Origin of the sequence: Streptomonospora halophila, from assembly GCF_039542725.1 — a bacterium.
Classification (GTDB): Bacteria; Actinomycetota; Actinomycetes; order Streptosporangiales; family Streptosporangiaceae; genus Streptomonospora; species Streptomonospora halophila.
Genome location: NZ_BAABIK010000016.1, coordinates 128,612 through 140,602, shown reverse-complemented (window position 1 = coordinate 140,602; position 11,991 = coordinate 128,612). Strand labels below are relative to the sequence as shown.

At 74.0% G+C, this 11,991-nt stretch carries 8 protein-coding genes; all 8 read left to right on the top strand.

Going from position 1 to position 11,991, the window contains the following annotated elements; genetic code table 11:
* On the top strand, positions 1-1,813 hold a 1,813-nt coding region (locus ABEA15_RS15270), incomplete at its 5' end, for a peptidoglycan D,D-transpeptidase FtsI family protein (protein WP_345557135.1).
* A gap of 91 nt (positions 1,814-1,904) precedes the next feature.
* Positions 1,905-3,488 (top strand): UDP-N-acetylmuramoyl-L-alanyl-D-glutamate--2,6-diaminopimelate ligase, encoded by a 1,584-nt coding sequence (locus tag ABEA15_RS15265; RefSeq protein ID WP_345557142.1) that lies wholly within the window; start codon positions 1,905-1,907, stop codon positions 3,486-3,488.
* Positions 3,489-3,854: 366 nt separating this feature from the next.
* Positions 3,855-5,309, top strand: coding sequence for a UDP-N-acetylmuramoyl-tripeptide--D-alanyl-D-alanine ligase (locus tag ABEA15_RS15260; protein ID WP_345557134.1), 1,455 nt, complete (start codon positions 3,855-3,857; stop codon positions 5,307-5,309).
* Positions 5,306-6,361 (top strand): phospho-N-acetylmuramoyl-pentapeptide-transferase, encoded by a 1,056-nt coding sequence (gene mraY / locus ABEA15_RS15255; protein ID WP_344145953.1) that lies wholly within the window; start codon positions 5,306-5,308, stop codon positions 6,359-6,361. Before ABEA15_RS15260 ends, mraY begins: the two co-directional genes overlap by 4 nt.
* Positions 6,358-7,812 (top strand): UDP-N-acetylmuramoyl-L-alanine--D-glutamate ligase, encoded by a 1,455-nt coding sequence (gene murD / locus ABEA15_RS15250; protein WP_345557133.1) that lies wholly within the window; start codon positions 6,358-6,360, stop codon positions 7,810-7,812. Before mraY ends, murD begins: the two co-directional genes overlap by 4 nt.
* A gap of 184 nt (positions 7,813-7,996) precedes the next feature.
* On the top strand, positions 7,997-9,367 hold the full coding sequence (gene ftsW, locus ABEA15_RS15245; protein WP_344145947.1) for a putative lipid II flippase FtsW: 1,371 nt from the start codon (positions 7,997-7,999) through the stop codon (positions 9,365-9,367).
* On the top strand, positions 9,364-10,530 hold the full coding sequence (murG, locus tag ABEA15_RS15240) for an undecaprenyldiphospho-muramoylpentapeptide beta-N-acetylglucosaminyltransferase (RefSeq protein ID WP_344145944.1): 1,167 nt from the start codon (positions 9,364-9,366) through the stop codon (positions 10,528-10,530). Before ftsW ends, murG begins: the two co-directional genes overlap by 4 nt.
* Positions 10,527-11,963 (top strand): UDP-N-acetylmuramate--L-alanine ligase, encoded by a 1,437-nt coding sequence (gene murC, locus ABEA15_RS15235; protein ID WP_344145941.1) that lies wholly within the window; start codon positions 10,527-10,529, stop codon positions 11,961-11,963. The genes murG and murC overlap by 4 nt, the downstream gene beginning before the upstream one ends.
* The last annotated feature ends 28 nt before the right edge of the window (positions 11,964-11,991 follow it).

Here is an 11,991-nt window from a genome sequence, read left to right as displayed (position 1 = left end):
GGCTCCGGCGCGGCGCCGCCCGCGCTCGGGGCCGCCGCCCCGCCGCCCCGGCGGCGGGGGGCCCAGACCGCCGCAGCGCCGCCCCTTCAAGCGCGGCAACCCCCGGCGCCGCCTCCACATCGCCGGCATCCTCATGACGGTGGTGCTGATGGTCTTCGCGGGCCGCCTGATCCAGATCCAGGCGATCGACGCCTCCCAGTACGCCGCGGCGGCCGAGGACATGCGCCTGACCACCATCGACATCCCCACCACGCGCGGCGACATCACCGACTCCTCCGGCAACCCGCTCGCCATCTCGGTCGAGGCGCGAACCGTCTTCGTCGACCCCGTGGCCGTGCGCGACGCCGAGCGCGGCAAGGTGATCGACGAGCTCACCGAGCGGCTCGGCCTGGACCGCGCCGAGGTCGCCGAGAAGGTCGACGCCGAGCCCAGCCGATACCAGGTCGTGGCCGAGAAGGTCGCCCCCGCCAAGTGGGACGACATCGAGGCGCTCGGCCTCAGCGGCATCGGCGCCCTGACCGACTACAAGCGCGTCTACCCCGACGAGACCGGCGCCGCCGACCTCGTCGGCTTCACCGGGGCCGACGGCCACGGCCTCGAAGGCCTCGAAGCGGTGATGGACGACACGCTGGCCGGCAAGCCCGGCAAGCAGCAGGTCGAGACCGGCGCCTCAGGCGTGCAGATCCCCATGGCCGGCGGCCTCTCCCAGGAGCCCGAGCCCGGCAAGGACGTGCGGCTCACCCTCGACCGCGACATCCAGTGGCACGCCAGCCAGGCCCTGGCCGAACGCGCCGAGGAGCTCGACGCCGAGGGCGGCAGCGCCATCGTCATGCGCCCCAACGGCGAGGTGCTGGCCATGGCCGACTACCCCACCTACGACCAGTCCGAGTACGCCGACTCCGAGCCCGGGGACCGGCTCAACGGCGCCGTGGCCGAGGCCTTCGAACCCGGCAGCACCAACAAGGTCATCACGCTGGCCGGCGCTCTGGAGGAGGGCCTGACCACACCGGAGAGCGTCTACACGGTCCCCTACTCGGTGCAGATCCACGACCGCACGTTCTCCGACGACCACTTCCACAAGACCCAGCAGCTCACCCTGAACGGCATCCTGGCCCAGTCCAGCAACGTCGGCACGATCAAGGTCGGGCAGCAGCTGGGGGCCCAGCGCCTCTACGACTACCTGCGCGACTTCGGCTTCGGCTCGCCCACCGGGCTGGACCTGCCCGGCGAGAACGCCGGAATCCTCGCCCACCCCGACGACTGGTGGGGCACCCAGCTTCCCTCCATCTCCTTCGGGCAGGGGCTGTCGGTCAACGCCGCACAGATGGCCAGCGTCTACGCCACCATCGCCAACGACGGCGTGCGCGTGGAGCCCACCCTGGTGGCCGGGACCGTCGGCGAGGACGGCGGGCTCAACGCCGCCGAGGACGCGCCCAGCAAACGGGTCATCAGCAAGGACACCGCCCATGAGCTCTCGCGGATGCTGGAGGCGGTCACCGGCGAGCACGGCACCGCCGAGTCCGCGCAGATCCCCAACTACCGGGTCGCCGGCAAGACCGGCACCGCCAACCGGGTCGACCCCGAGACCGGCACCTACAACGGGGGGCACACCGCGATGTTCGTGGGCTTCGCCCCCGCCGACGACCCCGAGCTGGTCGTGCAGGTGGTCCTGCACAACCCCAAGAACCAGTACTACGGCGGCGAGGCCGCCGCGCCGGTGTTCACCGACATCATGTCCTTTGCGCTGAAGTCGGAGAAGATCCCGCCCACGGGCACCGAACCGCCCAACATCCGGCTTTTCGGCGGCGGGTGAGCGCGCCGCCCGGCGCGCCGCCGCGTCCGCCGAGAACACGGATTTACCCGTCGGCGCCCACAGCCGATAACCTCTCGACGTGCCACCGGTAATGCGACCCGACCAGACCCAGCCCCGCCCGCTGTCCGAGCTCGCCCGGCTGCTGGGCAGCGAGGCGTTCGTCACGTGCGTCGAGCCCTCCGAAGCCGAGGACCCGGCCGGCCCGCACGGGTCGGACGACGACCCCGGCGCCACCGCGATCAGCGGCATCACGCACGACTCGCGGGCCGTGCGCCCCGGCGACATCTACGCCGCCCTGCCCGGCAGCCGCGCCCACGGCGCCGACTTCGCCGCCCAGGCCGCGCAGTCGGGCGCCGCGGCGGTGCTGACCGACCCCGCCGGCTACGACCGCGCCGCCGCCACCCGGCTGCCCGTCGTCACGGTCGCCGACCCCCGCGCCGAGCTGGGCCGCGTCGCCTCGTGGGTCTACGGCGCGCCCGGAGACGACCTGCTGCTCATCGGCACGACCGGCACCAGCGGCAAGACCACGGTCACCTACCTGGTGGAGTCCGGGCTGCGCACCGCCGGCATGACCACGGGGCTGATCGGCACGGTGGAGATGCGCGTCGGCGACCGCCGCGTCGCCTCGTCGCTGACCACGCCCGAAGCCACCGACCTGCACGGCCTCTTCGCGCGCATGCGCGAGGAGGGCGTCGCGGCCGCGGCCATGGAGGTCTCCAGCCACGCGCTGGCCCTCGGCCGGGTCGGCGGGGCCCGCTACGACGTCGCCGTCTTCACCAACCTCTCCCAGGACCACCTGGACTTCCACAGCGACCTGCGCGACTACTTCGACGCCAAGGCGCGGCTGTTCACCCCCGAGCACTGCCGCATCGCCGTGGTCAACAGCGACGACCGCTTCGGCCGGGTGCTCATCGACCAGGTCCGGGTGCGCGGCGACGTGCCGGTGACCACCTTCTCCACCGAGGGCGACCCCGACGCCGACTGGCGCGCCGAGGACGTCGCCCTGGGCTCCCTCGGCAGCACCTTCCGCGTCGCCGGCCCCGGCGGCATGCGGGCCGACGCCTCGGTTGCGCTGCCCGGCGCCTTCAACGTCTCCAACGCCCTGGCCGCGGTCGTGGGACTGGTCGAGGCCGGTGTCCCGCTGGACACCGCCATCGAGGGTGTGGCCGACGCCCCCGGCGTACCGGGACGCATGGAGCGCGTCGACGCCGGCCAGGACTTCACCGCCGTCGTGGACTACTCGCACAAGCCGGGCGCGATCGAGGCGGTGCTGACCGCACTGCGCGGCGTCGCCGAAGGGCGGCTGACCATGGTCGTGGGCTGCGGCGGCGACCGCGACCGCGCCAAGCGCCCGCTGATGGGAGAGGCCGCCGCCCGCCTCGCCGACGCGCTGGTCATCACCGACGACAACCCGCGGACCGAGGACCCGGTCGCGATCGTCTCGGCCATGCTCGACGGGGTCGCCAAGGTGCCCCGGGACCAGCGCGCCCGCGTCACCGTCGAGCCCGACCGCGCCGAGGCCATCGGCCTGGCGGTGCGCCGGGCCGGCCCCGGAGACGTCGTGGTGGTGGCCGGGAAAGGCCATGAGACCGGCCAGTACGTCGCCGGCGAGGTCCTGCCCTTCGACGACCGCGACGTGCTGCTGGCCGCACTGCGGCGGCGCGGCGCCCACTGAGCCGAGGGGGCGCCACCACGCACGGACGAGCGAGCACACGCGGGCGCAGGCAGGCCGTGCGCCTGGAGCCGGCTCCCCGCCGCAACCGGCTGGGTGCCGGCCCCGCGGCACGCCCGACCACGGGCGCCGCGGCGGCCGCGCCGGGGACCCCGCGGACACGGGGCCTCGGCGGGCCGGGCTACTCCGGTCTGCGCACAACGCGGGCAATCAAATGTTCTAAGGTAGGTCCGGCAATCGCAGCCCGGCCCGCGGCGTATCCTCGCCGCCCCAGGGTCGACGGATCGCGCCATCCCCTGTAACCGCGCCGTCGCCCTGTTCGAGGCGCCTTCCGGCGCAAATGGGCCGGGCCAGACATGAGGAGTGGATTTGATCGCGCTGACGCTCGATCGGATCGCTGAGATCACCCAATCCCGAATAAGCGGACCGGCGCGTCCCTCGGACGTCGTGTTCGGGCCCGTCGTCATCGACTCCCGGCGTGCCGAACCAGGTTCGCTCTTCGTCGCCCTCGGCGGCGAACAGGTCGACGGGCACGACTTCGCCCGGTCTGCTGTCGCCGCGGGTGCCGCGGCGGTCCTGGGATCCCGGCCGGTCGCGGCGCCGCAGTTGCTCACCGACGGAGGCGACGAGGGGGTGATTGCGGCCCTGGGCCGTCTGGCCAGGGCCGTGGCCGGCGAGCTGACCGGAGCGGACATCGTCGGGATAACCGGCTCCTCCGGCAAGACCACCACCAAGGACCTGATGGCTCAGGTCCTGGGCGGTCTCGGCCCCACCGTCGCGCCGGCGGGCTCCTACAACAACGAGATCGGCCATCCGCTGACCGTGCTGCGCGCCGACGCCGACACCCGCTTCGTCGTGCTGGAGGTCGCCGCCCGCGGCATGGGCCACATCGCCCACCTGTGCGCCATCGCGCCGCCGCGCATCGGCGTGGTCCTCAACGTCGGCAGCGCCCACGTCGGCGAGTTCGGCAGCCGCGAGGCCATCGCCCGCGCGAAAGGCGAGCTGGTCGAGGCGCTGCCTTCGGCCGCCGACGGCGGTGTCGCGGTGCTCAACGCCGACGACGACGCCGTGATCGCCATGGCCGAGCGCACCGCCGCCCGCGTCGTCTCCTACGGCCTGGCGCCCGGCGCCCACGTGCGCGCCGAAGGCGTCGAGCTCGACGCCGCCGGACGCGCGGGCTTCACCCTGCACGTCGGCGGGCGCTCGGCCCCGGTCCGCCTCGCGCTGGTCGGTGCCCACCAGGTGCACAACGCGCTGGCCGTGGCGGCCGTTGCGGCCGAGGCGGGCATGGAGCCCGCCGGTATCGCCGCCGCCCTGTCGCAGGCCGGGCCGGTGAGCCGGTGGCGCATGGAGGTCACGGAAACGCCCCGCGGCGTCACCGTGGTCAACGACGCCTACAACGCCAACCCCGAGTCCGTCGCCGCCGCGCTGAGCACCCTGGAGGCGTTCGGCGGGAACGGCGGGCGCCGCACGCACGCCGTGCTGGGCGTCATGGCCGAGCTGGGCGAGAAGTCCGACGCCGAGCACCGCGGCGCCGGGGCCCTGGCCGCCCGCAGCGGCGTGCGCACCCTCGTGGTCGTCGGCGACGACGCCGCACCCATGGCCGAGGGCGCCGCCGCCGAGCCCGGGTGGGACGGAGAGGTGGTGCGGGTCCGCGACGCCGGCGAGGCCGTCGCGGCCCTGCGCGCGCGGTTGCGGCAGGAGGACGTCGTCATGGTGAAGGGATCGCGCGTGGCAGGGCTGGAGAAGGTCGCCGAGCAGCTGGCGGAGGGCGACGCGCCCGCCGCACAGGCCGGCGGGACGTCCGGGGAGGCCGCCAAGTGACCGGCATTCTTGTCGCGGCGGGCCTGTCACTGCTCGTCTCCCTGCTGATCATGCCGCTGGTCATCCGGGTCCTGTTCCGGTTCAAGTTCGGCCAGGAGGTCCGCGACGACGGGCCCGAGGGGCACAAGACCAAGCAGGGCACGCCCACGATGGGCGGCATCGTCATCATCGTCGGCGCCATCATCGGCTACTTCGCCTCGCACCTGGTGCTGATGACGCGGCCCACCGTCTCCGGGCTGCTGGTGATGTTCCTGTTCGTGGGCATGGGGGCCGTCGGCTTTCTCGACGACTTCATCAAGATCTACAAGCGCCGCAGCCTCGGCCTGCGCAGCGGCGCCAAGATGCTGGGCCAGACGGTGGTCGGCGTCGGGTTCGCCGTCGGCGTCACCCAGTTCCCCAACGGCTACGGCTACACGCCGGCCTCCCCGCAGCTGTCGTTCCTGCGCGACTTCGGTCCGCCGCTGCTGCTGGTCGTGTTCGTGGCCTGGGCGCTGTTCCTCATCGTGGGCTTCTCCAACGCCGTCAACCTCACCGACGGGCTGGACGGCCTGGCCACCGGAGCGATGATCCTGTCCCTGGTCGCCTACGTGATCATCGGCAACTGGCAGCTCCGCCAGAGCTGCGTGGCCTACCTGGCGCCCAGCTGCTACCCGGTGCGCGACCCGCTGGACCTGGCGGTGGTGGCCGCGGCCTGCCTGGGCGGCTGCATCGGCTTCCTCTGGTACAACGCACCCCCGGCCAAGATCTTCATGGGCGACACCGGGTCGCTGGCGCTGGGCGGGCTGATCGTCGGCCTGGCCATCACCACCCGCACCCAGCTGCTGCTGCTGGTCATCGGCGGCCTGTTCGTGCTGGTCACCATGTCGGTGATGGTGCAGATCAGCTCCTTCCGCCTGACCGGAAAACGCATCTTCCGGATGGCGCCGCTGCAGCACCACTTCGAGCTCAAGGGCTGGGCCGAGACCACGATCGTCATCCGCTTCTGGATCATTCAGGGGCTGCTGGTGGGTGTGGGAATCGGCCTGTTCTACCTGGAATGGATGCCCCGATGACCCCCGCCGGCGGCCCCTCGCGCACGGACTCCCCGGCCGACCCCGGCTTCGCCGCCGCCCTGCGGGAGCGGGCGGTGTGCGTGGCCGGGCTGGGGGTCTCGGGACCCCCGGTGGTCCGCGCGCTGCTGGCCCGCGGCGCCCGGGTGAGCGTCGTCGACGCCCGCGAGGACGACGCGACCCTGGACCTGGCCCGGGAGCTGCGCGCCGAGGGCGCCCGGGTGCTGCTGGGCGAGCACACCCTGCCCGCAGAGACCGACCTGGTGGTCACCTCGCCCGGCTGGCGCCCCGACGCGCCCCTGCTGGCGCAGGCCGGCGCCGCCGGCGTCGAGATCGCGGGCGACGTGGAGCTGGCCTGGCGGCTGCGCCCGGCGGGGCAGCGGTGGCTGGCGATCACCGGCACCAACGGCAAGACCACCACGGTGCGCATGCTGGAGGCCATGCTGCGCGCCGACGGACGCGACGCCCTGGCCGTGGGCAACGTCGGCACGCCGATCATGGAGGCGGCGCTGCCCGGCGGCCCCCGCCCCGCCCCCGATCTGCTGGCGGTCGAGCTGTCCAGCTTCCAGCTGCACTGGTCGGCGACGCTGGCCCCGCACGCGGCCGCGGTGCTCAACGTGGCGCCCGACCACCTCGACTGGCACGGCGGCCTGGAGGCCTACGCCGCCGCCAAGGGCCGCATCTACGCGCCGGGGACCCTGCGGGTGGCCAACGCCGACGACGCGTGGTCGACGCACCTGGCCCGAACCTGCGGCGACCCCGCCGCCCCGCTGTACGGCTTCACCCTGGGCACGCCGCGCGCCGGGCAGATCGGCGTCGTCGAGGACCTGCTGGTCGACCGCGCCTTCGCGGCCGATCCCCAGGGGGGCGCCGAGGAACTCGCCTCGCTGGCCGACGTGGTGCCCGCGGCGCCGCACAACGTCGCCAACGCCCTCGCCGCGGCCGCGCTCGCCCGATCGGTGGGCGCGGCGCCGGAGTCCGTGCGCGCGGGGCTGGCCGCGTTCGCGCCGGAGCCGCACCGCATGGCCCCCCTGGGCTCGGTGGCCGGCGTGGACTACGTCGACGACTCCAAGGCCACCAACCCGCACGCGGCCGCCGCCGCCCTCGCCTCGTTCGCGTCGGTGGTGTGGGTGGCCGGCGGGCTGCTCAAGGGCGCCGAGGTCGAGGACCTGGTGCGCGAGGCGGCGCCGCGGCTGCGCGCCGCGGTGCTGCTCGGCCGCGACCGCGACCGGCTGCGCGCGGCCCTGGCCCGCCACGCCCCCGATGCCGCGGTCGTCGAGGTCGAGGCCGCCGCAGGCGAGGACGCCATGGAGCAGGTCGTGCGGGCCGCGGCCGGCCTGGCCCGCCCCGGCGACACGGTCCTGCTCGCCCCCGCCGCCGCGTCGATGGACATGTTCACCGACTACAAGGAGCGCGGCCGCCGCTTCGCGGAGGCCGTGGCCGCACGCGCCTGACCCGTTCCCCGCGCCGCCGCGCCGCCGCACGGCGGCGCTCGGCGCCGCCCGCCCGGGGCCGCCGCGCGCGGGGGCGCTGATCGGCGGCGAAGCGCCCGACACGCGGGTTATGTCCGGGGCTTCGGGCCGCTGGACCGCCAGACTTGGTCGACGCTGGGAGAACTGCGTCGGGCGGAGGTCGCCAATGGCGGTATCGACATCGGTCCCCTCGGCCAAGCGGGCCGAGCGCGGCCCGCGGCAGGTCGGGGGCGGTGTGCGCGCGTGGCTGCGCGACCTGCCCTCGATCCTCGACCGCCCGCTGACCTCCTACTACCTGCTGGCCGGTACGACCGCGATGCTGACGGCCCTGGGCCTGACCATGGTGCTGTCGTCCTCCATGGTCGACTCCTACACCGAGACCGGGTCGGCCTTCTCGCTGTTCCAGAAGCAGGCCATGGCCGCCGCCGCCGGCCTGCCGCTGCTGGTGCTGGCCTCGCACCTGCCTGTGGGCCTGTTCCGGATCGTGGGCTACCCGGCGCTGCTGGTGTCGATGGCGCTGCTGCTGATCACCGCCTTCCGCGGCGACGCCTACGGCAGCGGCGCGGTGCGCTGGCTGGAGATCGGCGGGCTGACCATCCAGGCCTCGGAGCCGGCCAAGCTCGCCTTCGCGCTGTGGGGGGCCAACGTGCTCGCCCGCAAGGAGGAGCTCAAGCAGCTGGGCGACTGGCGCCAGCTGCTGATGCCGCTGCTTCCCGGCTGCGGGACCCTGGTCGTGCTCGTGCTCGTCGGCACCGACCTGGGCACCTCGTTCGTGCTGCTGGCGACCTTCCTGGCGCTGCTGTGGGTGGTGGGCGCGCCCGGCAGGCTGTTCCTGGCGATGATCGGGATGGTGGTCTCGCTGGTCTCGATCATGGTCGCCGTCCAGCCCTTCCGCCTCGCGCGGGTCACCTCCTTCCTGAACCCGCAGAGCGACCCCACCGACGCCGGCTTCCAGCTCCTGCACGGGCTCTACGCCCTGGGCACCGGCGGCGTCTTCGGCGTGGGCATCGGCCAGAGCCGCGAGAAGTGGGGGTTTCTGCCCCACCCCGAGAGCGACTTCATCTTCGCGATCATCGGCGAGGAGATGGGCCTGATCGGCACCCTCGTCGTCGTCGGCCTGTTCGGCGTTCTGGGCTACGCTGGTCTGCGCGTGGCAGCACGCGCCGGCGACCCCTTCACCCGGCTGGCCGCCACCGCGATCACCGCCTGGATCACCATCCAGGCGATGGTGAACATCGGCACGGTCATCGGCGTCATGCCGATCACGGGAATCCCGCTGCCGCTGGTCTCGGCCGGCGGGTCCGCGCTCATCCCCACGATGATCGCGCTGGGCATCCTGCTGGCGCTGGCCAAGTCCGAACCGGACGCGCGGGCGGCGCTGGCGGCGCGCGGTCCCAGCCGGGTGCAAAGGGCTCTAAGCTGGCTGGGCCTGGACTTCACGGCGATGGGCGCCGCCCCGAAGCGCCCCGCCGCGGGCCGGGCCGACAACCGATCGCGCTCGACGCAGGTGCAAGCGAGGAGGAATCGGCGACGATGAGGGTAGCCCTCGCCGGAGGCGGCACGGCCGGGCATATCGAGCCCGCGCTCTCCCTGGCCGATGCGCTCATGCGCATCGACCCGCAGACCCGGATCATGTGTCTGGGCACCGAACGAGGACTCGAGACCCGCCTCGTCCCCATGCGGGGCTACGAACTGGGCACCATTCCGGCCGTCCCCCTGCCGCGCCGGGTCACCCCCAAGCTCTTCTCCGTCCCCGGCAAGCTCGCCAGCGCCATCGGCGCCGCCGGCAACCACCTCGCCCGGCTCGAGGCCGACGTGCTGGTGGGCTTCGGCGGCTATGTCGCCACCCCCGGCTACCTCGCCGCCCGCCGGCGCCGCATCCCCGTCGTCATCCACGAGGCCAACCCCCTGCCGGGCCTGGCCAACCGTCTGGGCGCCCGGCTGACCAGCCACGTCTACACCGGACACCCGCACAGCGACATCCGCAACGGCCGCTACATCGGAATCCCGCTGCGCGAGCAGGTCTCCTCGCTGGACCGGCTGGCCATGGGCGACAAGGCCCGGGCGCACTTCGGGCTGCGCCCGGAGCTGCCCACCCTGCTGATCTTCGGCGGGTCCCAGGGCGCCCAGTCGGTCAACGAGGCCGCCTTCGCCGCCGCAGACCGCTTCACCGCGGCCGGTGTGCAGGTGCTGCACGTCGTGGGCCCCAACAACGCCGACGAGCCCGAGGACCGCACCCGCGACAGCGTGCCCTACGTGGTCGTGCCCTATGTCGACCGGATGGACCTCGCCTACGCCGCCGCCGACGTCGCGATGTGCCGCTCGGGTGCGCTGACCTGCGCCGAGCTGACCGCGGTGGGCCTGCCGGGCGCGTTCGTCCCGCTGCCCATCGGCAACGGCGAACAGCGCCTCAACGCCGAGCCCATCGTCGAGGCCGGCGGCGGGCTGCTCGTGGAGAACGGCGACCTGGGTCCCGGCTGGATCGCCGACAACCTCATCCCGCTGCTCACCGACACCGACCGGGTGGTGGCGATGTCGGAGGCCGCCTCGCGCATGGGCCGCCGCGACGCCGACATGGAGCTCGCCCGCGAGGTCCTGGCGATCGCCCGCGGTGAGCGCGGCGACCCCGAGCCCGAGGTCGACGAATCCGAGATCATCGTCGACGAGTCGTTCGCCGACGACGGGAAGGACACGCGGTGAGCCTGGTACCGCCCGCAGACCCGGTCCCTGTGGACAAGCTGGGCCGGGTCCACTTCATCGGCATCGGCGGCGTCGGCATGTCGGGGATCGCCCGGGTGCTGCTGCAGCTGGGCACCGAGGTGACCGGCAGCGACGCCAAGGACGGCCCGCTGCTGCACGAGCTGGCGGCCCTCGGCGCGACCACGCACGTCGGGCACGACGCCGCCCACGTCGGAACCGCTGACACCGTCGTAGTCTCCTCCGCCGTGCGCGAGGACAACCCCGAGCTCGCCGAGGCGCGTGGCCGCGGCCTGCGGGTCGTCCCGCGCGCGGCCGCGCTGGGGTCGCTGCTGCTGGGCCGGCGCGGCGTGGCCGTGGCCGGCACCCACGGCAAGACCACCACCACCTCGATGCTCACGGTCGTCCTGCAGCACGCCGGCGCCGACCCGGGCTACGTCATCGGCGGCGCGCTGGTGAACACCGGGACCGGCGCCGACGCCGGCGCCGGGGTGACCCTGGTCGCCGAGGCCGACGAGAGCGACGGCTCGTTTCTGATGCTCTCGCCCGAGATCGCCGTGGTCACCAACGTCGAGGCCGACCACCTCGACAACTACGGCGGCCTGGACGAGATCCACGCCAACTTCGCGGCCTTCGCCGGGCGTGTCGGCGACACCCTGGTCGTGGGCGCCGACGACCCCGGCGCCCGCCGCGTCGCCGAGATCGCCCGCGGCCTGGGCAAGCGGGTGGTCACCTACGGCGAGTCGCCCGACTGCGACTACCGGGTGGCCGGCGTCTCGGCCGACGGCTTCCGCACCGCCTTCACGCTGAGCGCCTTCGGCGGCGAGCCGCTGCGCGCCGAGCTGGCGGTGCCCGGCCGGCACAACGTGCTCAACGCGGCCGCCGCCGTCGCGGCCGCCGCCGTGCTGGGCCACGACCCCGGGGTGGCCGTCGCCGGGCTGGCCGGCTTCACCGGCGCCGCCCGGCGCTTCGAGCTCAAGGGCGAGGCCGGCGGCGTCGCGGTCTACGACAGCTACGCCCACCACCCCACCGAGATCGAGGCCGACCTGCACGCGGCCCGCGCCGCGCTGGACACCCGGGCCGGCGACGCACCGCCCGGCCGGGTCGTGGCGGTCTTCCAACCCCACCTGTACAGTCGCACGCGGATCTTCGCCGACGAGTTCGCCGCGGCGCTTTCGCTGGCCGACGAGGTCGTGGTGCTGTCGATCTACGCCGCGCGGGAGGACCCCGAGCCCGGTGTCAGCTCCGAGCTGATCACCCGCGGGATCGCCCGCGGCGGGGTCGCCTACGAGCCCGACCGCGCCGAGGCGGTGGCCCGTGCGGCGGCCGCCGCCCAGTCCGGCGACATCGTGCTCACCATGGGCGCGGGCGACGTCACCGAGCTGGGGCCGAGGATCGTCGAGGCGCTGTCGGCGCTGGAGCAGGTCGGCGACTAGGCGCGCACCCGCGCGCCTCGGGCTGAAA

Excerpts from the sequence above, each read along its gene's own strand:
- ABEA15_RS15265 (WP_345557142.1), top strand. The coding sequence starts at position 1,905 with ATGCGACCCGACCAGACCCAGCCCCGCCCGCTGTCCGAGCTCGCCCGG.
- murD (WP_345557133.1), top strand. The coding sequence starts at position 6,358 with ATGACCCCCGCCGGCGGCCCCTCGCGCACGGACTCCCCGGCCGACCCC.
- murG (WP_344145944.1), top strand. The coding sequence starts at position 9,364 with ATGAGGGTAGCCCTCGCCGGAGGCGGCACGGCCGGGCATATCGAGCCC.
- ftsW (WP_344145947.1), top strand. The coding sequence starts at position 7,997 with ATGGCGGTATCGACATCGGTCCCCTCGGCCAAGCGGGCCGAGCGCGGC.